25 protein-coding genes and 2 other annotated features (1 of these 27 only partly in view) are annotated in these 23964 nt (G+C 45.2%); all 25 genes read right to left on the bottom strand.

Annotated elements, in window-relative coordinates; all coding sequences use genetic code 11:
- Positions 1-46 precede the first annotated feature (46 nt).
- Positions 47-3628, bottom strand: coding sequence for a DNA-directed RNA polymerase subunit beta (rpoB, locus tag MKZ04_RS17700; protein ID WP_020449852.1), 3582 nt, complete (start codon positions 3626-3628; stop codon positions 47-49).
- A 250-nt stretch (positions 3629-3878) separates the two neighbouring features.
- The gene (locus MKZ04_RS17695) at positions 3879-4484 is read right to left on the bottom strand and encodes a class I SAM-dependent methyltransferase (RefSeq protein WP_245118726.1); all 606 of its coding nucleotides are present in this window, start codon (positions 4482-4484) and stop codon (positions 3879-3881) included.
- Positions 4485-4623: 139 nt separating this feature from the next.
- On the bottom strand, positions 4624-4995 hold the full coding sequence (gene rplL / locus MKZ04_RS17690; RefSeq protein WP_003178305.1) for a 50S ribosomal protein L7/L12: 372 nt from the start codon (positions 4993-4995) through the stop codon (positions 4624-4626).
- 44 nt (positions 4996-5039) lie between these two features.
- On the bottom strand, positions 5040-5540 hold the full coding sequence (gene rplJ, locus MKZ04_RS17685; protein WP_003178304.1) for a 50S ribosomal protein L10: 501 nt from the start codon (positions 5538-5540) through the stop codon (positions 5040-5042).
- A 69-nt stretch (positions 5541-5609) separates the two neighbouring features.
- Positions 5610-5751 (bottom strand) — a sequence feature (ribosomal protein L10 leader region).
- 50 nt (positions 5752-5801) lie between these two features.
- The gene (gene rplA / locus MKZ04_RS17680) at positions 5802-6500 is read right to left on the bottom strand and encodes a 50S ribosomal protein L1 (protein ID WP_020449850.1); all 699 of its coding nucleotides are present in this window, start codon (positions 6498-6500) and stop codon (positions 5802-5804) included.
- Between the two features lie 101 nt (positions 6501-6601).
- Positions 6602-7027: a 50S ribosomal protein L11 gene (gene rplK / locus MKZ04_RS17675; RefSeq protein ID WP_003178300.1), complete on the bottom strand. Its 426-nt coding sequence runs from the start codon at positions 7025-7027 to the stop codon at positions 6602-6604.
- Positions 7028-7196: 169 nt separating this feature from the next.
- On the bottom strand, positions 7197-7730 hold the full coding sequence (gene nusG / locus MKZ04_RS17670; protein ID WP_003178298.1) for a transcription termination/antitermination protein NusG: 534 nt from the start codon (positions 7728-7730) through the stop codon (positions 7197-7199).
- Positions 7731-7906: 176 nt separating this feature from the next.
- A complete protein-coding gene (gene secE, locus MKZ04_RS17665) occupies positions 7907-8086 on the bottom strand; it encodes a preprotein translocase subunit SecE (protein WP_003178291.1) in 180 nt (59 codons plus the stop codon).
- Positions 8087-8121: 35 nt separating this feature from the next.
- Positions 8122-8271 carry a 50S ribosomal protein L33 gene (rpmG, locus tag MKZ04_RS17660; RefSeq protein ID WP_020449849.1) on the bottom strand — a complete coding sequence of 50 codons (150 nt, stop codon included), beginning with the start codon at positions 8269-8271 and terminating at the stop codon, positions 8122-8124.
- A gap of 83 nt (positions 8272-8354) precedes the next feature.
- Positions 8355-9026, bottom strand: coding sequence for an RNA polymerase sporulation sigma factor SigH (sigH, locus tag MKZ04_RS17655; RefSeq protein WP_003178288.1), 672 nt, complete (start codon positions 9024-9026; stop codon positions 8355-8357).
- A 63-nt stretch (positions 9027-9089) separates the two neighbouring features.
- Complete coding sequence (rae1, locus tag MKZ04_RS17650) at positions 9090-9602, bottom strand: ribosome-dependent mRNA decay endonuclease Rae1/YacP (protein WP_020449848.1); 513 nt, start codon at positions 9600-9602, stop codon at positions 9090-9092.
- Positions 9603-9607: 5 nt separating this feature from the next.
- Entirely contained in the window at positions 9608-10357 is a 750-nt protein-coding gene (rlmB, locus tag MKZ04_RS17645) for a 23S rRNA (guanosine(2251)-2'-O)-methyltransferase RlmB (RefSeq protein ID WP_023855918.1), read from the bottom strand.
- Positions 10354-10770 (bottom strand): Mini-ribonuclease 3, encoded by a 417-nt coding sequence (locus tag MKZ04_RS17640; protein ID WP_023855919.1) that lies wholly within the window; start codon positions 10768-10770, stop codon positions 10354-10356. The genes rlmB and MKZ04_RS17640 overlap by 4 nt, the downstream gene beginning before the upstream one ends.
- Positions 10771-10772: 2 nt before the next feature.
- Positions 10773-12176 carry a cysteine--tRNA ligase gene (cysS, locus tag MKZ04_RS17635; protein WP_020449845.1) on the bottom strand — a complete coding sequence of 468 codons (1404 nt, stop codon included), beginning with the start codon at positions 12174-12176 and terminating at the stop codon, positions 10773-10775.
- On the bottom strand, positions 12173-12823 hold the full coding sequence (cysE, locus tag MKZ04_RS17630; protein ID WP_020449844.1) for a serine O-acetyltransferase: 651 nt from the start codon (positions 12821-12823) through the stop codon (positions 12173-12175). The genes cysS and cysE overlap by 4 nt, the downstream gene beginning before the upstream one ends.
- A 74-nt stretch (positions 12824-12897) precedes the next feature.
- Positions 12898-13128, bottom strand: a binding site (T-box leader).
- Positions 13129-14586 (bottom strand): glutamate--tRNA ligase, encoded by a 1458-nt coding sequence (gltX, locus tag MKZ04_RS17625; protein ID WP_020449843.1) that lies wholly within the window; start codon positions 14584-14586, stop codon positions 13129-13131.
- 81 nt (positions 14587-14667) lie between these two features.
- Positions 14668-15144, bottom strand: a complete 477-nt coding sequence (gene ispF, locus MKZ04_RS17620; protein WP_020449842.1) for a 2-C-methyl-D-erythritol 2,4-cyclodiphosphate synthase — start codon at positions 15142-15144, stop codon at positions 14668-14670.
- Entirely contained in the window at positions 15137-15832 is a 696-nt protein-coding gene (gene ispD / locus MKZ04_RS17615) for a 2-C-methyl-D-erythritol 4-phosphate cytidylyltransferase (RefSeq protein ID WP_020449841.1), read from the bottom strand. The genes ispF and ispD overlap by 8 nt, the downstream gene beginning before the upstream one ends.
- Before the next feature lie 16 nt (positions 15833-15848).
- Positions 15849-16937, bottom strand: a complete 1089-nt coding sequence (locus tag MKZ04_RS17610; protein ID WP_009330350.1) for a PIN/TRAM domain-containing protein — start codon at positions 16935-16937, stop codon at positions 15849-15851.
- Between the two features lie 131 nt (positions 16938-17068).
- Positions 17069-18145 (bottom strand): DNA integrity scanning diadenylate cyclase DisA, encoded by a 1077-nt coding sequence (gene disA / locus MKZ04_RS17605; RefSeq protein WP_020449840.1) that lies wholly within the window; start codon positions 18143-18145, stop codon positions 17069-17071.
- 3 nt (positions 18146-18148) lie between these two features.
- A complete protein-coding gene (gene radA, locus MKZ04_RS17600; RefSeq protein WP_020449839.1) occupies positions 18149-19528 on the bottom strand; it encodes a DNA repair protein RadA in 1380 nt (459 codons plus the stop codon).
- Positions 19529-19607: 79 nt separating this feature from the next.
- On the bottom strand, positions 19608-22040 hold the full coding sequence (clpC, locus tag MKZ04_RS17595; protein ID WP_020449838.1) for an ATP-dependent protease ATP-binding subunit ClpC: 2433 nt from the start codon (positions 22038-22040) through the stop codon (positions 19608-19610).
- Positions 22037-23128, bottom strand: a complete 1092-nt coding sequence (locus MKZ04_RS17590) for a protein arginine kinase (RefSeq protein ID WP_023855926.1) — start codon at positions 23126-23128, stop codon at positions 22037-22039. Before MKZ04_RS17590 ends, clpC begins: the two co-directional genes overlap by 4 nt.
- Positions 23128-23682, bottom strand: coding sequence for a UvrB/UvrC motif-containing protein (locus MKZ04_RS17585; protein ID WP_003178271.1), 555 nt, complete (start codon positions 23680-23682; stop codon positions 23128-23130). Before MKZ04_RS17585 ends, MKZ04_RS17590 begins: the two co-directional genes overlap by 1 nt.
- A 14-nt stretch (positions 23683-23696) precedes the next feature.
- Positions 23697-23964 carry the 3' portion of a CtsR family transcriptional regulator gene (locus MKZ04_RS17580; RefSeq protein ID WP_020449835.1) on the bottom strand. 197 nt of this gene lie beyond the right edge of the window, so the window shows 268 of its 465 coding nt (coding positions 198-465); its start codon lies beyond the right edge, outside the window; its stop codon occupies positions 23697-23699.

Genomic DNA, 23964 nt, shown 5'->3' with positions numbered 1-23964 from the left:
CTTTTTATCTTCGGGTTATACCCTGTCACTTGCGTATAAAATTCGTTTATTCTTTTGTGACGACATCGCGCTCTGCGTCAGCAGAAACGAATTCTTCAGACTCTTCATCATTCGGCAGAGAAAGCCCTTCGTTTTGTTTCGCGTCTTCGTCGTCTTCCAAGTCTCTCATTTCGATTTCTTCTTCGTCGCTTGATAGGATTTTGACGTCCATACCTAAGCTTTGAAGCTCTTTGATCAATACTTTGAACGATTCCGGAACACCAGGTTCTGGAACATTGTCGCCTTTTACGATGGCTTCGTATGTTTTCACACGGCCTACGACATCATCCGATTTAACAGTCAGGATTTCTTGAAGTGTATATGCTGCACCGTAAGCTTCAAGCGCCCAAACTTCCATCTCTCCAAAACGCTGTCCACCGAACTGCGCTTTACCTCCGAGAGGCTGCTGGGTAACGAGTGAGTAAGGACCTGTAGAACGTGCGTGCAATTTGTCGTCAACCATGTGAGCCAATTTGATCATGTACATGATGCCGACAGACACCCGGTTGTCAAACGGCTCCCCAGTTCGGCCGTCGTAAAGAACTGTCTTTGCATCCCTTGACATGCCGGCTTCTTCAAGCGTTTCCCACACATCTTCTTCGCGGGCACCGTCAAATACCGGCGACGCGACATGCAGACCGAGACGGCGTGCAGCCATACCAAGGTGCAGCTCCAACACCTGCCCGATGTTCATACGCGATGGTACGCCCAGCGGGTTTAACATGATGTCAATCGGTGTTCCGTCAGGCAGATACGGCATATCTTCCTCCGGAAGGATTTTCGAAATAACACCTTTGTTCCCATGGCGTCCGGCCATTTTGTCCCCTTCAGAAATTTTACGCTTCTGAACGATGTAAACGCGGACGAGCTGGTTAACGCCCGGAGGCAGTTCGTCTCCGTCTTCGCGGTTGAACACTTTTACATCAAGGATGATACCGCCGCCTCCGTGAGGCACACGCAGCGACGTATCGCGGACTTCACGCGCTTTTTCGCCGAAGATGGCGTGAAGCAGGCGCTCTTCTGCAGTTAGCTCTGTAACACCTTTAGGCGTTACTTTACCAACAAGAAGATCTCCGTCTTTTACTTCAGCACCGACACGGATAATTCCGCGTTCATCGAGATTGCGAAGAGCGTCTTCACCGACGTTTGGAATATCGCGTGTAATTTCTTCAGGTCCGAGTTTTGTATCCCGGGCCTCTGATTCGTATTCCTCAATATGAATAGACGTGTATACGTCGTCTTTTACAAGGCGTTCGCTCATGATGATGGCATCCTCGTAGTTGTAGCCATCCCATGTCATAAAGCCGACCATGACGTTGCGTCCAAGGGCAAGCTCACCTTTTTCCATAGACGGACCGTCAGCTAAAATTTCACCTTTTACAACCTCATCACCGACGCTTACGATCGGACGCTGGTTGTAGCAAGTTCCCTGGTTGGAACGAACAAACTTCAGCAGGCTGTATTTATCAAGGTTTCCTTTGACTTTCTGGCCGTCGACTTCTTCATAGCGGCGCACCCAGATGTTTTTCGCTTCCACCCGTTCAACGATTCCAGGATGGCGGCAAATAACAGCGGCACCGGAGTCTTTTGCAGATACATACTCCATTCCGGTTCCGACGATCGGAGATTCAGGCTGCATAAGAGGTACAGCCTGCCGTTGCATGTTCGCTCCCATTAGGGCGCGGTTTGAGTCGTCGTTTTCCAAGAAAGGAATACATGCAGTCGCGGCAGAGACAACCTGTTTAGGCGAAACGTCCATATAGTCGACGCGGTCTTTCGGAACAACGGTGTTCTCCCCTCTGAAACGGGCGACGATGCTGTCATCCACAAAAGATCCGTCATCATTCAGACGTGCGTTAGCCTGGGCAACGACATAGTTGTCTTCTTCATCAGCTGTCAAGTAATCGATTCTCGGCGTTACTTTTCCAGTCTCAGGGTCAACGCGGCGATACGGCGTTTCGATGAAGCCGAAACGGTTCACTTTCGCGAATGAAGAAAGCGAGTTGATCAAGCCGATGTTTGGACCCTCAGGAGTTTCAATCGGACACATCCGGCCGTAGTGGGAATAGTGAACGTCACGGACTTCCATTCCGGCGCGCTCACGGGTCAAACCGCCCGGTCCGAGCGCTGACAGACGGCGCTTATGCGTCAGCTCAGCAAGCGGATTCGTCTGATCCATAAACTGAGAAAGCTGCGAGCTTCCGAAAAACTCTTTGATTGATGCGATGACAGGGCGAATATTGATCAGCTGCTGTGGCGTGATCGTGTTTGTATCTTGAATAGACATTCTTTCACGAACAACACGCTCCATTCTGCTTAAACCGATACGGAATTGGTTTTGCAGAAGCTCTCCCACTGAACGGAGACGGCGGTTTCCTAAATGGTCGATATCGTCGGTATCGCCCACTCCGTGAAGCAGGTTAAAGAAATAGCTGATGGAAGAGATAATATCAGAAGGTGTAATATTTTTAACGCCTTCTTCAATATAAGCATTTCCAATCACATTGATTGTCTGCTCCCCTTCTTGATCTGTCGGGGCATAGATTTTAATAGACTGAAGCGTCACTTCATCTTCAACAACTCCGCCGTTCGGATACAGCTTTTTAAAACCGATTCCGTTTTCAAGGTAAGGCAGGACTTTGTCAAGCGTTCTTCTGTCTAAAATCGCGCCTTTTTCGGCAAGAATTTCGCCTGTTTCAGGATCGATCAGCGTTTCAGCAAGCCGCTGATTAAACAGTCTGTTTTTGATGTGAAGCTTTTTATTAATTTTATAACGTCCTACACTTGCAAGGTCATATCTTTTCGGATCAAAGAACCTTGAATCAAGCAGGCTTTTTGCGTTTTCTACTGTAGGCGGCTCTCCTGGACGAAGACGCTCGTAGATTTCAAGAAGCGCTTTATCGGTGTTTTCCGTATTATCTTTATCAAGCGTATTGCGCAAATACTCGTTTTCACCGATGAGATCAATGATCTCTTGGTCAGATCCGAAGCCAAGAGCACGCAAAAGAACCGTAACCGGCAACTTACGTGTGCGATCGATGCGTACATAAACAACATCTTTCGCATCAGTCTCGTATTCTAACCATGCGCCACGGTTTGGAATGACAGTCGCGGTAAAACCTTTCTTACCGTTTTTGTCTACTTTACCACTAAAATATACACTTGGAGAACGAACGAGCTGAGATACAATGACCCGTTCCGCACCGTTGATAATAAAGGTTCCAGTGTCTGTCATAATAGGGAAATCACCCATGAAGACATCCTGATCCTTTACTTCACCGGTCTCTTTGTTGATTAAGCGGACTTTAACACGCAGCGGAGCTGAGTAGGTCACGTCGCGCTCTTTTGATTCTTCTACCGGATACTTAGGCTCGCCCAAGCTGTAGTCGATAAATTCCAGAGAGAGGTTACCAGTGAAATCCTCAATTGGCGATATGTCTTGAAACATCTCTCTAAGACCCTCATCAAGAAACCACTGATAAGAAGAGGTTTGAATTTCAATGAGATTTGGTAATTCTAACACTTCGCTAATGCGTGCATAGCTTCTGCGCTGGCGGTGTCGTCCATACTGAACTAGTTGACCTGTCAACTGATTCACCCCTCAAATCATGCGTAATATATGTGTAACAAGCATTTCTTCCGCAAATATGTAAGAAATACTTTTACAAGACAAAAGAAAAAAGGGTTTCTAATTTAGAAAACCACATCCAAAAACAAAATACCGATTTTATTAGTGTTCCCAAAAATGTATATTTTATACAAACCTAGGCGTTTCTTAAAAACAGCAGCAAAATATATACATTGGCATTTTATAATATTAACATAGCTGAAAATCCGAGTCAAACTTTTTTTGCTTTGATGATATAGTACCCTTTCTTTTTGTGAACGACTTCAACGTCCGCAAAAAGTTCTTTTAATTTTTCAATGGCAGAAGGCCCGCCTTGTTTTTTCTGAATGACGACCCACAGCTCTCCTGAAGGCCGCAAATGTTCAGCGCTTTTTTCAAAGATGGCGTGCACAGTTTTTTTCCCGGCGCGTATGGGGGGATTAGTAATAATAGAAGCGAATTTTTTTGCAGGTTCGACGTTGGCAAACAGATCACTCTGATAGATCTTCGTGTTGTCGATCTGATTATTTAACGCGTTTTCCTTCGAAAGTTCGACAGCTCTTTCATTAACATCGATCATGTGAACCATTCGATCTTCGAAATCCGCAGCAAGCGAAAGACCAATCGGGCCATAGCCGCAGCCTACATCCAAAAAATCACCTTCTGTATCCGGTTCCCGGAAAGCTTCAATCAGCAGCCTTGAGCCAAAGTCCACTTCTTTTTTTGAAAAAACTCCGCTGTCGCTGATAAAAGTAAACGTCCGGTTTCTCAAGCGAAATGCCCACGTTGATCTGCTGCTTTTTGCTGAAGGTTTTTCCGAATAATAATGGTCAGTCATCACAGAACCTCCTCAGTTGGTGAACTCTCCAGATATCTTGAAACAAGATGGCGTATCTTATGCGGAAGGGACTACAATTAATTAGCAAAGAAAAAGCCCGCTTTTAAAAGCGAGCTTTCCCCTAAAGATTAGGTGAAGATTACTTAACTTCTACAGAAGCGCCAACTTCTTCAAGTTTAGCTTTAAGCTCTTCAGCTTCTTCTTTCGCAATACCTTCTTTAAGAGGTTTTGGAGTGTTGTCAACAAGTTCTTTAGCTTCTTTCAAGCCAAGACCAGTGATTTCACGAACAACTTTGATAACTTTGATTTTTTGATCTCCTGCACCAGCAAGAACAAGATCAAATTCAGTTTTTTCTTCAGCAGCACCGCCTGCAGCAGCTCCGCCAGCTACAGCTACAGGAGCAGCAGCAGTTACGCCAAATTCTTCTTCGATTGCTTTTACTAAGTCGTTCAATTCAAGTACAGTTGCTTCTTTAACGGAAGCAATGATTTCTTCGATATTTAAAGCCATTTGTAATTCCTCCATTTTGTTTTATTTTTTAGATACTGATGCTATTAAGCGCCTTGTTCTTCCTTTTGTTCTGCAACAGCTTTAGTTGCAAGAGCAAGGTTGCGAACTGGAGCTTGAAGTACGCTAAGCAACATAGAAAGCAAGCCTTCGCGAGATGGAAGTTCAGCAAGAGCTTTCACTTCTTCAACTGTAGATACTTTGCCTTCGATTACGCCCGCTTTGATTTCAAGAGCTTCGTGCTTTTTAGCAAACTCGTTAAGAACTTTAGCTGGAGCGACAACATCTTCAGTGCTGAATGCAATCGCATTCGGTCCTGTTAAGAAATCGTTCAAACCATCAAGTTCAGCTTGTTCAACCGCACGGCGAGTCATCGTGTTTTTGTACACTTTGAACTCAACGTTAGCTTCGCGAAGCTGTTTACGAAGTTCTGTTACTTCAGCTACGTTAAGGCCGCGATAGTCAACGATGATCGTTGATTTACTTTCTTTCAGTTTAGAAGTAATTTCTTCAACAACAACTTTTTTTGTTTCAATTGCGCTGCTCATGGTTACACCTCCTGTAAGATTCATCTGTGTAACACTTATACCGTTCGGTGATCACGTTCTTTAACGACATCTTCCATATAAAAAGCCTCCATTCGACATGGAGGCTGTATATACAAGCATACGTAACGCTAGAGCTGTGATATATATACACCTCGGTAGGAGATTAAGCCTTATCGGCACCTACTGTCTACGGTATAAATGGACTTATTTTATTTTTACAACGTTTTGAATTATATCAGAACGTCTTATCAAAAGTCAATATTATTTTACGTTGAAAGTTGAAGGGTCCACTTTGATTCCAGGTCCCATTGTAGATGTAACAGAAACGTTTTTCACGTATACACCTTTAGCAGCAGCAGGTTTCGCTTTCAAAATTGTGTCGTACATTGTCGCGAAGTTTTCTACAAGCTTGCCTTCTTCGAATGACACTTTTCCGATTGGAACGTGGATGTTTCCTGCTTTATCAACGCGGTATTCAACTTTACCAGCTTTGATTTCGTTGACTGCTTTTTCAACTTCGAAAGTAACCGTTCCTGTTTTAGGGTTTGGCATAAGACCTTTTGGTCCAAGCACGCGTCCGATTTTACCGACTTCACCCATCATATCAGGAGTCGCAACGATTACATCAAAATCAAACCAGCCTTGCTGAATTTTGTTGATGTAATCAGAATCGCCTACGTAGTCTGCACCAGCAGCTTCCGCTTCTTTCGCTTTTTCGCCCTTAGCAAAAACAAGAACGCGCTGAGTTTTGCCTGTTCCGTTTGGAAGTACAACTGCACCGCGGATTTGCTGGTCGTTTTTACGAGGGTCAACACCTAAACGGAATGCCGCTTCAACAGTGGCATCGAATTTAGCTGTGTTTGTTTTTTTCACAAGCTCAATCGCTTCGTTTACGTCGTAAGCTTTTGTACGCTCTACAAGCTTGGCAGCTTCGACGTATTTTTTACCTTTTTTAGCCATTTTAAAATTTCCTCCTTAGTGGTTTTAGCGGAATAACCTCCCACGAATAAGGGTTGCGAACTTGTCTGATCCAAACTCGCAACCCAGCAAAGAGACAAAAATTAGTCTTCGATCACAATACCCATACTGCGGGCAGTTCCTTCAACCATACGCATAGCCGCTTCAACATCTGCCGCATTTAAGTCAGGCATTTTTGTTTCGGCGATTTCACGTACTTTATCGCGTTTAACGGTTGCGACTTTATTACGGTTAGGCTCACCAGAACCTGACTCAATTCCAGCCGCTTTTTTAAGCAATACAGCAGCAGGCGGAGTTTTTGTGATAAATGTAAATGAACGGTCTTCGTAAACCGAAATTTCTACAGGAATGATCAGACCAGCTTGGTCAGATGTACGAGCGTTAAACTCCTTACAGAATCCCATGATGTTAACACCGGCTTGACCCAATGCAGGACCAACTGGCGGAGCTGGATTCGCTTTTCCAGCAGGAATTTGCAATTTTACAACTTTAACTACTTTTTTAGCCACGAGACACACCTCCTTAAGTCCGTGATGTGGTAATAGGGTGAACCCTCCCACTCAAGGTCTCATTCTTTATATGAATGATGAAAATATCAAGCTAGCTGCCTTGACCTTTTTGCCAAGACGCACCTTTGTATATTATCACTTTTATATAGTGATTTCAAGCGCTTTTCCATTACAATTTGTCAACTTGAGTAAATTCGAGCTCAACCGGGGTCTCTCTTCCGAACATATTAACGAATACTTTGACTTTATTTTTGTCGTGGTCGATCTCTTCGATCGTCCCTGTGAAATCAGCAAACGGGCCGTCGATCACCTTGACGGTTTCTTTTAATTCAAAGTCGATTTCTGTTTTTCTTTCTTCAAGCCCCATCCGCTTCAGAATTTTTTCCGCTTCGCCCGGAAGCAGCGCAGTCGGCTTTGAACCTGATCCGGCTGAACCGACAAACCCGGTCACGCCAGGCGTATTTCGAACAACATACCAGGAATCATCCGTCATGACTAGTTCGACAAGTACATACCCAGGGAATACTTTCTTTTTAACGACTTTTTTCTTGCCGTTTTTAATATCGGTTTCTTCCTCTTCAGGTACAACGACGCGGAATATCTTATCCTGCATCCCCATCGATTCCACCCGTTTTTCCAAATTCGCCTTTACTTTATTTTCATAGCCGGAGTACGTATGAACCACATACCATTTCTTTTCCATTCTCATTCAGGACCCTTTCAGTCCTTCCCTCCCCACACCTTAAAAGTTTTTGGCCGTACCGGGAAACTGACACTTTCTTTTATACGAGCCTCATATTTTGAAACAATGAAAAAACCCGTTAAACGGGTTTTTTGGCAAGTCATATTTAGATCTATTATAACACGTTATGCTGATCATTATTCAACTATTAAACGAATTAATTGCGTAATACCCGAATCGATGAGTGCAAAAAAGATAGCGAAAAAGATAACGGTGGTGATAACAGTGATCGTATAGCGCGTTAGTTCTTTTCCTTTAGGCCAGGTGACCTTTTTCATTTCTTTTCCGACATTCTTTAAAAATTTGATAATACCCATGGTAAGAAACCTCCACAACCTAAAAACAAAAACGCCTATTTTGTTTCCAGATGTACTGTATGTGAATTGCAGTTATTGCAGTATTTCTTTACTTCGAGCCGTTCAGCCAAAGCTGCGGAGCTTTTCATTGTCGTATAATTACGACTTCCGCAATTTTTGCAGGCTAACGTTACTTTTTTCTTCATGTTTACACCTTTTTCTGGACGATCATTTTCCTAAGTAACATATCACAGTCATAAAATGACTGTCAATATGCCATAAGCATTGGCTACAAGCTGATTTCGCGGAGCTCCAGGTACTTTTCAAGCTTTCTTTTGACACGCTGGAGCGCATTATCGATCGATTTTACATGGCGGTTTAGTTCTTCGGATATTTCCTGATAGGATCTTCCGTCGAGATAGAGCGCAAGAACTTTTCTTTCTAAATCACTAAGCAATTCTCCCATTTTCAGCTCGATATCATCGAATTCTTCCTGATTGATGATCAGCTCTTCAGGATTCATGACCTTGGCTCCGGAAATCACATCGAGAAGCGTCCGGTCTGATTCCTCGTCATAAATGGGCTTGTCCAGCGACACATAAGAATTGAGCGGAATATGTTTCTGGCGAGTAGCTGTTTTGATAGCGGTAATAATTTGGCGGGTAATGCATAATTCTGCAAAAGCTTTGAATGAAGTCAGCTTGTCCTCTCTAAAATCACGGATAGATTTGTAGAGTCCAATCATGCCTTCCTGAACGATATCTTCCCGATCAGCCCCGATTAAGAAGTAGGATCTTGCTTTTGCCCTTACAAAATTACGGTACTTTGTAATCAAGTAATCTAACGCATCACTGTCTCCGACATGAACCATTTCAATGACCTGCTCGTCTTCCAACTGGCAAAAACGTTCTTTGCTGAACTGTTCTTTGCTGAATTTTCCCTGGTTGTTTTGTAAGTTCACTCCGATCCCCCCGACCGCACGTAGATAGAAATATTATACAGTAATGGACAAAAAAGCGTCAACCTAATCCAAGTCGCCACGCCGCCATTTTTCGAAGATCTTCAAGACGTCTTCTGACAATGGAATTTTCCCCGCGGGACGTTCTGAGGTGATTTGTTTCACCCTTTTTTCGATTTGCCTTTCGATCGCTTCGACTTCCCTGAGCAGCTCCCTGGCTGATTTGCGCAGGGCCCCTTGGCCGAAAATCGCCCATTGCTCTGTGTAGTCGGATGTGGCAACATGGAGTTGCGTCTGAATATTATTCAAGTCTGACACCAGTTTTTCGATCCGTTCATCAGCCGTTTCATTTTCCCTTGTGAATATCACTTCTACGCGATGATTGACCTTCTTTTTCTCGATTCCTTTAACGAGATGCGCATCAAAGACAACGATTACCCGGAACCCAGTATACGATTGATATTCCGCCATCTTCTGTATCAACAGATCCCTTGCTTCTTCAAAACTGTTTTCTTTTAAATCTTTCAACTGAGGCCATGCCCCAATCATGTTATAACCGTCGACCAACAGGATGTCCATTCCGTCTATTCTCCCAGAGGGCTTCGTTTCCGGTACACTTCATACATCAGGAGGCCGGCTGCGACTGAGGCGTTCAGGGACGTAACTTTTCCCGCCATCGGCAGGCGGATGAGAAAATCACATTTCTCTTTTACAAGCCTTCCCATGCCTTTTCCTTCACTGCCGATGACAAGCGCAAGCGGCATATTTCCGTCGAGCGACCTGTAGTCCTGTTTTCCAGACGCATCGGTACCGACTACCCAAATGCCCCGTTGCTTCATTTCTTCCAGGGTTCGCGACAGGTTGGTCACTTTGACGACCGGAATATGTTCGATGGCTCCTGTCGAGGCTTTGGCGACAGTCGTCGTAAGGCCGACCGCGCGCCTCTTCGGGATGATGATGCCATGAGCCCCAACCGCATCTGCGGTGCGCATAATAGAGCCCAGATTGTGCGGATCCTCAATCTCGTCTAAAACGAGGATAAACGGCTGTTCATTTCTGTCTTCGGCCTTTTGAAAAAGATCATCCAGTTCGGCATACTCGTAAGCCGCGACCTGAGCGACGACGCCTTGATGCTGTCCGGAAACCATTTGATCGAGTTTTTTTCTTGGGACATAATGAATCGTGATGCCTTTTTTGGCAGCAAGTTCAACGACTTGCTGAGCCTGTCCCTTCACTGTGTTTTCCGCCATCCACAGCTTATACAATTCCCGGCCTGACTTTAATGTTTCGATGACCGCGTTTTTTCCTATGACGTAATCATGCTGCTCACTCATTTGACTTCCTCCCTGCCATCCCGTTTTTCCAGCGCTGCTTTGATGAGTTCATTAAGCCTATCTTCCCTGTTCTCAAGAAAAAGATACCCGATGACCGCCTCAAAAGCCGTACTGTAACGATATGTTTGAACATCCGTATTTTTCGGTACCGTTCCGGATTTGGCATTCCGTCCTCTTCTCAGCACAGCCTGTTCTTCCTCGGTGAAAAATTTCTGCTCCTCTAGCGCAAACAGCATGCTTGCCTGCGACTTGGCAGAGACATAGCGCCTCGACTGCCTGTGCAGATCATTGGGCCTTGTCATGCCTTGCTTTAAGAGGTGATGCCTGACGTATACCTCTAATACGGCATCACCCATGTAAGCAAGCGCCAAACCATTCAGCTGTTTGGCGTCTTTAATGGTTTCCAAATTCATGTTTACGATTCTCCTCTTTTCCAGCGCGTACCCTGTGGAGTGTCCTCCAGGATAATGTTCATGCTTTTCAGCTGGTCGCGAATCTGGTCAGATGTTGCGAAGTCACGGTTTCTGCGGGCTTCATTCCGCTTCTCGATCAGTTCTTCAATGTCCTTATCCAAAAGTTCCTGTTCCTTGAGGGAGAAGCCGAGCACTGAGCAGATCTCGTCAAACAGCTGTAGAAACGCCTGAATGACATGTTCTGAAGTATTCTTTTCCTGCAGATAGTAGTTGGCGTGTTTGGCCAGATCAAACAGGACGGAAATTGCATTCGCTGTATTAAAATCATCATCCATTGCCGTTTCAAAGGCTTTTCGCTGCTCTTCAATTTTTCCGAGCCATTCTGAATCGCCCTCTGTTAAATTTGTACTGCTTTTCAGGCGATGCTGCAAATTGCTATAAGCTGTTTTTAGACGCCCAAAAGCATTTTTTGTGTTCTCAAGAAGTTCGGCCGAATAGTTGATCGGATGTCTGTAATGAACAGACAGCATGAAAAACCGCAGCACTTGGGGATCATGCTCTTTAATAATGTCATGCACAAGCACAAAGTTACCGAGCGATTTTGACATTTTCTCATTATCGATATTAATGTAGCCGTTATGAAGCCAATATTTCGCGAAAGGCTTCCCTGTCAATGCTTCCGATTGGGCAATTTCGTTTTCGTGATGCGGGAAGGTCAAATCCTGGCCGCCGGCGTGAATGTCGATCGAATCGCCCAAATATTTTTTCGCCATCGCAGAGCACTCGATATGCCAGCCGGGACGGCCTTTTCCCCAAGGGCTATCCCAGGAGATTTCGTTATCTTTCGCCGCTTTCCATAATGCGAAATCGAGCGCATCTTCTTTTTTCTCGCCCACTTGAATCCGGGCGCCTGATCTCAGCTCATCGACTGATTGATGCGACAGCTTTCCATAGCCTTCAAACGATCTTGTTTTATAATAAACATCCCCGTCTGCCTCATAAGCATAGCCCTTATCGATCAGCGTTCGAATAAAATCGATGATTTCATCCATGTTTTCAGTGACGCGCGGATGGCAGTCCGCTTTTGTGCAGCCCAGTGAACCGACATCTTCGAAGTACGCCTTAATAAAGCGTTCGGCGATGACCGGCACTTCCTCTCCAAGCTCATTTGCCGCTTTAATTAATTTGTCATCGACATCTGTAAAATTGGAGACGTATTGGACGTCATAGCCTTTATACTCCAAATACTTTCTGACCGTGTCATAGACGATCGCCGGCCTCGCGTTTCCGATGTGGATGTAGTTATATACGGTCGGCCCGCACACATACATTTTGACCTTGCCTTCTTCAAGAGGCACAAACGGCTCTTTTTTTCGTGTGAGAGTATTATACAGTTTTAGTGTCACAGCTCATCTTCCCTTTCTTTTCTCCGGAGCTCTTGTTTCAGCTGCCTGATTTCGTTTTCCAATTCTCTGAAGCGGTCAGCCACCGGATCCGGCAAGTCCTGGTGGTTCAAGTCGCGTCTGATTTTCTTTCCGTTTTGTACGACGACGCGGCCCGGGATGCCGACAACGGTGGAACATTCAGGCACATCATGCAGGACGACGGAGCCGGCGCCGATTTTCGCCCCTCTTCCGATTGTAATGGACCCAAGCACTTTTGCCCCTGTTGAGATCAGGGCATGGTCCTCGATTGTCGGATGCCTTTTGCCTTTTTCTTTTCCAGTTCCTCCTAGCGTTACGCCCTGAAAAACCGTGACATTGTTTCCGATCTCACAGGTTTCGCCGATCACAACCCCCATGCCGTGATCGATGAAAAACCTCCTGCCGATCTTGGCACCCGGGTGAATTTCGATTCCTGTAAAGAAGCGGGCGATTTGAGAGATCGTTCTGGCGATGAAAAACCTTTTTCTTTTATATAAAGCATGTGCAATTCGATGCGCCCATATAGCATGCAAACCTGAATAAGTTAAGATGACTTCAATGTAGCTTCTCGCAGCTGGATCTTGATCAAATACGACATCTACATCTTCTTTCAGCATTTTAAAGAACACATGATTCCCCCCGTTCCCCGCTTCCTTTGTCTCTATCTATTGTCAAACCATATAAAAAAACGCCTCTGTCTAATGACAGAGACGCTTTTTGACGCGCGGTTCCACTCTGTTTAGAAAACAGCACAGCTGTTTTCTCAACTCTCATCCATAACGGCGGATACCGCCTTTGAATACTTGTGTAAAAACGTTCTTCAAAGGTCTCAAGAGGTGCATTTCTAAAGCCCGGCGCTTAAGTCTTTTCCAGCCGATGAAGACTCTCTCTTTAAAGGCCCTGGCTTTATACTTATCCCTGTCAACGATTTATCTTATTGAATAATGTTATTCAGCCGTTTTAAAACGGTGTCTTTCCCCAATAATTCAATGGACTGAGGCAGTTCAGGACCGTGGGTCTGGCCTGTCGTCGCTACGCGGATCGGCATAAACAGCTTTTTCCCTTTATGTCCTGTTTCTTTTTGAACGGCTTTGATGGATGCCTTGATCTCATCTGCCGTAAACGAGTCAAGCTGCTCAAGCGTTTCGGCAAATACACGAAGCACTTCCGGAACCTGCTCTTCTTCTAAAACTGTTCTTGCTTCACGATTATACTGGATATCGTCTTTAAAGAACAACTCTGTTAACTCGACGATTTCAGCGCCGTAGCTCAACTGTTCCTGATATAGAGAAATCAGCTTGCGAACCCATTCCTGTTCGCTGCCAGTTAGCTCTTCTGAAACCTTGCCCGCTTTTTGCAAATGCGGAACGGTCAATTCGATCACCTGATCAAGATCAAGTTTTTTCACATACTGGTTGTTGACCCATTTCAGTTTATGCGTATCAAACACCGCTGGTGATTTTGACAAACGGTGTACATCAAATATCTCAATAAACTGTTCTTTTGTAAACAGTTCTTCTTCTCCGACCGGCGACCAGCCGAGAAGAGTGATGAAGTTAAACAATGCTTCCGGCAAATAGCCGAGCTCTTCGTACTGTTCGATAAACTGAATGATGGACTCATCCCGTTTGCTCAGTTTTTTACGGTTTTCATTGACGATTAATGTCATATGTCCAAATGCCGGGATGTCCCAGCCAAGGGCGTTGTAAATCATGATCTGCTTCGGCGTATTGGAAATGTGGTCTTCGCCGCGCAGGACATGCGTCATTTTCATTAAATAGTCATCGACAGCTACGGCAAAGTTGTAAGTAGGCGTTCCGTCTTTCTTCACGATAACGAAGTCGCCGATGCCGTCTGTTTCAAAAGAAATTTCTCCTTTGACGATGTCATTGAAGCTGATGACTTCTCCTTGAGGGACTTTAAAGCGGATGCTCGGCTGTCTTCCTTCAGCTTCGAGCTTTTCCTGCTCTTCTTTAGTTAAATTGCGGCACTTGCCTGAGTAGCGCGGCATTTCTCCGCGGGCAGCCTGTTCCTCTCGCTCTTTCTCAAGCTCTTCTTCCGTGCAGTAACATTTGTAGGCAAGCCCTTTTTCAAGAAGCTCCTCGTAATATGTTTTGTAAATGTCGTTTCTTTCGGATTGGCGGTATGGTCCGTATTCTCCGCCGACATCCACGCTTTCATCCCAGTCGATGCCCAGCCATTTTAAATAGTTCAGCTGGCTTTGCTCTCCGCCTTCAATGTTACGCTTCCGGTCCGTATCTTCAATGCGGATGATGAATTTTCCGCCTTGGCTCCGGGCAAACAAATAATTAAAGAGAGCGGTTCTGGCATTTCCGATATGTAAATGGCCTGTTGGGCTCGGCGCATAACGAACCCGAACTTCGTTTCCCATCTGTCTAACTTCCTTTCGTCTCTAACAGAGTTCAAATTTATTTCCTATTCTATCATCAAATGAACCTGTCTTCAAAATGAATTATACCTTTTGGAGCAGAACGGAAGCCTGAGCGGCGATTCCTTCGGCTCTTCCCGTAAATCCAAGCTTTTCGGTTGTGGTCGCTTTTACGTTAATTTGGGACATTTCCGCCTCAAGCCCTTCGGCAATTCTGGCTCTCATGTCTTCGATATACGGCGCCATTTTAGGCTTTTGGGCGATGATTGTACAATCCAGGTTCCCGAGCGTATAGCCTTTTTCCTTCACAATCATCCAGACGTGACGAAGGAGTTTGAAGGAGTCGGCATCTTTGAACTCAGGGTCGGTATCCGGAAAGTGTTTTCCGATATCGCCCTCGCCGACGGCGCCGAGACACGCATCCGCAATCGTGTGCAAAAGCACATCGGCATCCGAATGTCCGAGCAGGCCTTTTTCGTAAGGAATCGTAATTCCCCCGATAATGAGCGGCCTGCCTTCCACTAGTTGATGGACGTCAAATCCTTGGCCTATTCTAAACATGTTCATTCCTCTTTTCCGCTTCTAATATCGCTTCTGCGACAAGCAAGTCATCCGGGGTCGTCAGTTTGATGTTTTGATAATCCCCTTGAATGATTGCAACCGTACCTCCGGCTTCCTCGACCAGACTGGCGTCGTCCGTACCGAGGAAACCTTTTGTTTCAGCCTCAAGGTGAGCATTCATCAGAATAGAAAGACGAAAAGCTTGTGGGGTTTGAGCGGCCCACAAGCTTGAACGTTCAATCGTTCCGGCTACTTCACCGTCTTGAACGCGTTTGATCGTGTCTTTAACAGGTACGGCAACGATAGCAGCCCCTGTTTCCTTCGCTTTCTCGACAAGCTGTTCGATATATTCCCGTTTAATAAAGGGTCTTGCTCCGTCATGGACGAGGACCGTTTCCTCTTTGCCGGCCGCTTTAATACCCGCAAATACGCTTTGCTGGCGTTCTCTTCCGCCCGGAACCATCTCGATCGGCGTTGTAAAATGATAGGTTTTTAAAAGGGTGCTGAATTCACCGAATTCCTGTTCATTGATGACAAGAATGATCCTTTTGCAGGCATCATGGTTTTCAAACACCTTTAATGTATGAATAATCACAGGTATTCCTTTCGCCTCGATAAACAGTTTGTTTTTCCCGGCATTCATTCGTTTACCTTGTCCGGCGGCAGGAATGACGACTTCGTAATTCATTTTATTTCTCCCTTTTTCAAAGCGCCTTTTCCAGCAGTTTTGGCTTGGCGAATATCATTCTGCCAGCCGCTGTCTGCAGCACGCTGGTCACGAGCACGTCGATATGTTTGCCGATATAATTTCGTCCTTCTTCCACAACAATCATCGTGCCGTCGTCCAGATAAGCCACGCCCTGATTATGTTCTTTCCCGTCTTTGATGACCTGCACCTTCATTTCTTCTCCCGGAAGCACGACAGGTTTGACGGCGTTGGCAAGGTCGTTGATGTTCAATACGGCAACCTTTTGGAGCTCGCATACTTTGTTCAAATTGAAATCGTTGGTAACGACAACGCCTGAGGTCAATTTCGCCAGTTTGACAAGCTTGCTGTCGACCTCTTGAATATCTTCAAAATCGCCTTCATAAATTTCAACTTTGATATCGAGCTCTTTCTGGATCCGATTTAAAATATCCAGTCCTCTCCGTCCTCTGTTTCGTTTGAGGACGTCTGAAGAGTCGGCGATATGCTGCAGCTCCTCAAGCACAAACTGAGGAATCACAATGACGCCTTCAAGAAATCCGGTCTGACAAATATCAGCAATTCTCCCATCTATAATAACACTTGTGTCTAAAATTTTCAGCTTTTTGTCTTCTTCAGGACGCTCTTCCTCAGCAGAACCTTTTTTCTTTCTCGATGTGAAAAGTGTCAGCATTTCATCCTTTTTCTTGAAACCTACACGGAATCCGAGATAGCCGAGAAATGCGGCCAACACAATCGGAATGACCGTGCTGATCAACTGATAAGGGATGTCTTTTAACGGAATGACATTGACGATAAGATAAGCGAGCATAAGTCCGAAGATTAATCCCAAAGAGCCGAACAATAAATCTGAGACAGGTGCTTTGATCAAGGAATCCTCAATTTGTTTCACCCAGTTGATGACATGATCCGCACACCAGATGCCCAGAAGAAAAAAGATGATAGCTCCTAAACAAGCGGACGCATACGGGTTTGTTACTAAAGGTATGTCCTGTACATTTAACAGCACAAACAATTCCGGTATGAGAAAAATACCGATAACGCCTCCCAAAATCGCAAAGAACGCTTGAACTATTCGTTTCAACATACCTTCACCTCCTTTAAAATAATCGTTTTAATTTTTATGAATGCAGCTGTTTCAACCGGAAAAAGGGAAAACAAAAAGTAAGAATAATATACCCATAAATTGCAAATTTTAATCACTTTTAGAAATTTTTCTCACAGCTGCCTGTCAGTATAATGTTTCTCCTGAAGTCTCTTTAACCCTTTCTTTATCTTTTGGGCACGGACCGCCCCAATTCCTTCCACTTCATCCAATTCTTTTACATCCGCTTCGATAATGAGCTTTAAATGGCCGAATGCTTCGACAACATTTTCTACGATCGGCATCGGGAGACGGGGGATTTTGTGAAGGAGCCTGTAGCCTCTCGGGAAAACGTATTCCTCCATATTCGTAGTTGCTGAATAGCCTAAAAGCTTAAGGAGAATCGAGTCATCCAGCAATTCGAAACTCGACATATCCTGTAGCTGCTTCAGCAAGACAAACGGGTCTTTGATTTTTTCTTTCACATAATCTTTAACGAACAGCGCCGCTTCCTGCTCCATATCAGTGATCAGTTCACTAACCTGGAGCCTGATGAGATGGCCTTCTGTTCCAAGCTCTTTAATATACATATTAATTTCATTTTTGATTCTGAGCACCATTTCATATCGATGCAGAACAGAGATGACATCCCCAAATGTCACAAGCTCTTCAAACTCCAGCGCATTCAAATTGGAAATCGCATGGTCCAAAATGAGTTTGTATTTTTCGAGTGTCTGAATCGCCTGATTGGCTTTTGTTAAGATAAAGCCGATATCTTTGAGTATATATTTCATATTTTCCTGATAGAGCGTAATCACATTCCGCCTTTCAGAAATTGCAATGATCAGACAGCCGGTCTGCTTGGCCACACGCTCGGCCGTTCTGTGCCTCATGCCCGTCTCAGAGGATGGTATCGTCGCCTCAGGCATAAGCTGCGTATTGGCATATAGAATTTTCTGCCCTGAATCGCTGAGAATAATCGCCCCGTCCATTTTAGCCAGCTCGTACAGATGAGCCGGAGAGAAAGAAGAATTAATGTGGAACCCTCCGTCAACCACTTCTTTCACTTTATCATTGAAGCCGACCACGATTAATCCGCCTGTTTTGGCCCGAAGGACGTTTTCGATTCCCTCGCGAAGAGGTGTGCCGGGGGCGACAAACTGCAATATTTCTGAAAGATCCTGTTTCGCTCCTTTTTTGTCTTTTTCCATATATTATGATCCTCCTAATGAAGCTCGAAGGGCCTCAGCTACATTTTCAACGCCGACGACTTCAATTCCTTTCGGCTTTGTCCATCCTTCCACATTTGCAGAAGGAATAATCATTCTTTTAAAACCAAGCTTCGCCGCTTCCTGCACCCTCTGTTCTATCCTTGATACTCTGCGGACTTCCCCTGTCAAGCCGACTTCGCCGATAAAACAATCCGTCGGATGAGGCGGGGTGTCTCTGAAGCTTGAGGCGATGCTCACCGCAACGGCGAGGTCGATCGCCGGCTCGTCCAGCTTGACGCCGCCGGCGACTTTTAAATAGGCGTCTTGATTTTGCAGCAGCAGCCCCACCCTTTTTTCTAAAACCGCCATCAGCAATGAGACGCGGTTATGATCAATTCCGGTTGCCATCCTGCGCGGATTTCCAAAACTCGTCGGGGAAATCAGCGCCTGAATCTCTACTAAGACCGGCCTCGTGCCTTCCATTGAAGCCACGACACTCGAGCCGGCTGCTCCAGCCGAGCGCTCTTCGAGAAAGATCTCCGACGGATTCAGCACTTCTGTCAGGCCCTCTTCCCTCATTTCAAAGATTCCCATTTCATTCGTTGATCCAAACCGGTTTTTGACGGCTCTTAAAATCCGAAATGTATGATGCCGCTCACCTTCAAAATAAAGGACGGTGTCGACCATATGTTCCAGAAGTCTCGGTCCGGCAATCGAACCTTCTTTTGTGACATGCCCGACGATAAATATCGGAATCCCTTTTGTTTTTGCAATTCTCATCAGCTCAGCGGTGCATTCCCTGACCTGGGACACGCTGCCTGGAGCAGATGTAATATCACTTTGGTAAACGGTTTGAATCGAATCAACCACCACGAATGATGGATTCATCTCTTCTATAGAAGACGTAATATACTCCATATCGGTTTCAGATAAAACGTGAAGAGTGGGACTGTTGATGCCTAGACGGTCTGCTCTCAGCTTTGTCTGCTTGACAGATTCTTCACCTGAGATGTACAGGACATTTTCTTTTGAATCAGCGAGCTGGGCAGATACTTGAAGCAGCAAGGTTGATTTCCCGATGCCGGGATCGCCTCCGATTAAAACGAGTGAACCTTTGACAATACCGTTTCCCAAGACGCGGTTGAATTCGCCCAGTTTCGTTTTAATTCGCGGCTCTTCTGTTGTTTCGATTGAAGTGAGAGGTGAAGGCTTTTGCACCGTTTGAACGGAATGTGAAAAAGCGGTTCTTCTGTTGGCGGCGGGTTTTTTTATCGTTTCTTCCACCATGGTATTCCATGTGCCGCATCCGGGGCACTTCCCCATCCACTTGGCGGATTCGTAACCGCATGAGTGACAAATGAATTTAGTCTTTGTTTTAGCCATTGATTTTTCAAAACGCTCCCTTTATAAGAAAGTGAGGCATACTGATGAACATCGTATGCCTCTTTCTTTTGTCTCTATATTAGTTCGTTTTAGCTTCGGTTTTTACGACAAATTCTCCGCCTTCTACATCCAAAACAATATGCTGGCCTTTTTCAATATGGCCTTTCAGGAGCTCTTCAGACAGCCGGTCCTCCACGTGTTTTTGGATTGCTCTTCTGAGAGGGCGCGCCCCGTATTCGAGATCCACGCCTTCATCGGCAATTTTTTCTTTAGCCGCTTCAGTCAGCTCAATTGACAGATCCTGTTCTTTCAGACGCTTAGTTAATTGTTCTGACATGAGGGATACAATATCTTTCAAATGTTTTTTCTCCAAAGAGTGGAAGACGATAATCTCATCAATCCGGTTGATAAATTCAGGTCTGAAGGCGCGTTTTAATTCGCCCATGACTTTGTCTTTCATATCTTTATAATTCTGGGTTTCATCCTGCACATTAAACCCGACGTATTTATTTCTTCTCAGTTCGCTCGCACCGACGTTTGATGTCATGATCAAAATCGTATTTCTAAAGTCGACCGTGCGCCCTTTTGAATCAGTCAGGCGACCGTCTTCAAGCACTTGCAGCAAAATATTGAAGACATCAGGGTGCGCTTTTTCGATTTCGTCAAGCAAGACGACGGAATACGGTTTTCTTCTCACTTTTTCAGTGAGCTGTCCGCCTTCATCATAGCCGACATATCCCGGAGGGGAACCGACGAGTCTTGATGTTGAATGTTTTTCCATATACTCGGACATATCGATGCGAATCATGGCTTCTTCATCGCCGAAAATGGACTCGGCAAGTGCACGGGCAAGCTCCGTTTTTCCTACGCCTGTAGGGCCGAGGAAAATAAAAGAACCGATAGGACGTTTTGGATCTTTTAAGCCGGCACGCGCGCGTCTGACTGCTTTGGCAACCGCAACGACAGCCTCATCTTGGCCGATAACGCGGGAATGAAGAATGCTCTCCATGTTCAGTAATTTGTCTGTTTCAGTCTGCGCAATTTTCGAAACCGGCACTCCGGTCCAGCTTGAAACAACCATTGCAATATCGTCGACGGTCACTTCTGAATTTTCCTGTCCCTGCTTTTCTTTCCAGGTTTTCTTGGTTTCTTCGACCTGTTCGCGCAGGCGCTGCTCCGTATCCCGTAATGACGCTGCTTTTTCGAATTCCTGGCTTTGGACAGCGGCATCTTTTTCTTTCCTTACTTCATCAAGCTTTTGTTCAAGCTCTTTTAAGTTCGGAGGCGTTGTAAATGAACGCAGGCGAACCTTTGAACCGGCTTCATCGATTAAGTCGATCGCCTTGTCAGGCAGAAAACGGTCCGAAATATACCGGTCTGACAGCTTCACAGCCGCTTCAATCGCTTCATCCGTAATCGATACGCGGTGGTGGGCTTCATAGCGGTCTCTGAGACCTCTCAATATTTGAATGCTCTCTTCAGGAGACGGCTGGTCAACCTGAATCGGCTGAAAACGCCGTTCGAGTGCAGCATCTTTTTCAATGTATTTGCGGTATTCATCAAGGGTTGTCGCTCCGATGCATTGCAGCTCTCCGCGCGCCAGAGACGGTTTAAGGATATTGGAGGCATCGATGGCCCCTTCCGCTCCCCCGGCTCCGATGAGAGTATGCAGCTCATCGATAAAGAGGATGATATTTCCCGCTTGACGAATTTCGTCCATCACTTTTTTCAGGCGGTCTTCAAATTCACCGCGGTATTTCGTACCGGCGACAACCGTTCCCATATCAAGCGTCATGACGCGCTTGTCGCGGAGAATCTCCGGTACTTCATTATTGATGATCTGCTGGGCGAGGCCTTCGGCAATCGCTGTCTTACCGACACCGGGCTCCCCGATTAACACAGGGTTGTTTTTCGTTCTGCGGCTCAGCACTTCAATTACGCGCTGAATTTCTTTGCTTCTGCCGATTACGGGGTCAAGGCTGTCTTCTTTTGCAATCGCCGTGAGATCCCTGGCAAGACTGTCTAAGGTTGGTGTGTTGGCATTGCTGTTGGCGCCTGAAGCAGCGCCACCGCTCTCATTGCTGCCCAACAGCTGCAATACTTGCTGTCTCGCTTTGTTTAAGCTGACGCCTAAATTATTCAGCACCCTTGCCGCAACACCTTCCCCTTCTCGGATTAAGCCGAGGAGAATGTGTTCAGTTCCAACGTAGGAGTGACCAAGCTTTCTTGCTTCATCCATTGCCAGTTCAGTCACTTTTTTGGCTCTCGGTGTGTAATGGATCGATTGTGACATCTCTTGCCCTCGGCCAATGAGGCTTTCAACTTCTTTTTGAATCTTGTCAGGGCTGAGTCCCAATGCCTGCAGCGCCTTTGCAGCAATCCCTTCTCCCTCGCGGACAAGGCCGAGGAGAATATGTTCTGTTCCAATGTTATTATGGCCCAGACGCAGAGCTTCTTCTTGAGCAAGCGCCAATACTTTTTGTGCTCTTTCTGTGAATCTTCCAAACATCATATCGTTTCATCCTCCTGTCTATTGCCGTTGTTTTCTAATTTCAGACGCTCCCTGATAAGAGCAGCCCGCCTGATGTCCCTCTCGTTTGGCCTTAAGACTCCTCCTGAATATTGCTGGAGAAATCCAGGCTGCGTGAGGATCATCAGCTCATTAAGTATATTGCTGGAAAGACCTTTTATTATCCCCAGGTCAATTCCAAGACGAACGTCTGAAAGACATCTTGCTGTTTCTTTCGATTCGATCATCCGGCAATTGGACAGTACGCCGTAAGATCTGTAGACGCGGTCTTCAAGCTCGATTTGCGAAGTCTGATAAAGCGCCTTTCTTGCTGAACGCTCTTGTTCGATCAACTGAGCAACGACGCTGTTCAGATCTTCGACAATGTCGTGTTCCGATTTACCGAGGGTAATTTGGTTGGAAATTTGAAAGATATTCCCTAATGCTTCGCTGCCTTCACCGTAAATTCCTCTAACAACAAGCCCCAATTGATTAATTGCCGGAATAATTCTGTTTATTTGCCTAGTTAACACTAAAGCAGGAAGGTGCATCATGACAGAAGCTCTAAGCCCGGTTCCGACATTTGTAGGACAGCTGGTTAAGTAGCCTCTTTGTTCTGAAAAAGCATAGTCAATCCGTTCTTCAATCCAATCGTCCACCTGATTTGCTGCTTTTAATGCTTCTGAAAGCTGAAATCCCGGGAACAGACATTGAATGCGAATATGATCTTCCTCATTCAGCATAATACTCACTTCTTCATTTTCAGAAAGAAGGCATGCGCCAAAGGAAGCTTCCGTCAAATGCGGACTGATCAGATGTTTTTCTACAAGAACCCTTTTTTCCAAAGGCTGCACCTGATCCATTTTCACAAGCTCGAATTTCCCAATACCTGGCACTTCATAGCCTGTGAATTGTTCTTCAAACAATGTAATAATCGCTGAAGCCTCTTCGTTTGAAAAAAGCGTTGGAAAACGAACTTTATCCAAGTTGCGAGCAAGACGGATCCGGCTGCTAAGCACGATGTCACTTTCAGGGCCTTCCTGCCGCATCCAATTGCTTAAAGCATTCTGAATAAAATGCTGCAGTGACATCAGTCCTCCTCCTCCTTGTTTGCATTCAGGTTTTGTTCAAGCGACCTGATCTGGTCTCTAATGTTGGCTGCTTTTTCAAATTCCTCCTGCTGAATTAATTCTTTCAGCTCTTTTTTCAATGCTTCAATTTGTCTTCTTACATGCAGGTTACCGCCGATCCGCTTTGGTATTTTACCGGCATGGACCGTGTTCCCGCTGTGAACTTTCCTTAAAACCGGAGTGATATAGGAATGGAAGGTTTTATAACATTCCGAACATCCAAATCGGCCTGTTTTTCGAAATTCCGGGAATGTCATATTGCATTTTTTGCATCTCAGAACCTGGTCCGGCTGTTGAAAAAGCTGAGCCTCGCTGCTGTTAGTAAAAGACGAGTCAAAATTCAGCAGTCCGGATAACAAATTATGGATGGAAAATCCGCCACTTTCATTCATAGAATATGACTCACTGTTTTCTTTCGCACATTGTTCACAGATATGCATTTCTTTTTTTTCGCCATTAATGACTTTCGTAAAGTGAAAAGTTGCTGGTCTTTCTTTACACTCTTGACATATCACGCTTCTCACCCGCTTTACTTAAATTTAAGTGACGTAAGCATGGCTTTCATCATTCTTGCTCTTAATTCGTCTCGTTCAGGCAAATCAATATATAATACAGAACGATCCATGACACTCACCATCAATTTTGCTTCACTTTTTGTAATGACACCATTTTCTAAAAGCCTTAAAATGATATCGTCTGAAGCAGCCTGGGAGAGCCTTGTATAGATATGATTCATAATGTTGTCAATCAAATCAATTTTATCGTTCATTTTAATTTTAATAATTCGGATATAACCG

Origin of the sequence: Bacillus sp. FSL W7-1354 (genome assembly GCF_038002405.1) — a bacterium.
GTDB classification, from domain to species: Bacteria; Bacillota; Bacilli; order Bacillales; family Bacillaceae; genus Bacillus; species Bacillus paralicheniformis.
The sequence above is the reverse complement of the archived record's forward strand: the minus strand, read 5'-3'. Positions and strand labels throughout refer to the sequence as shown.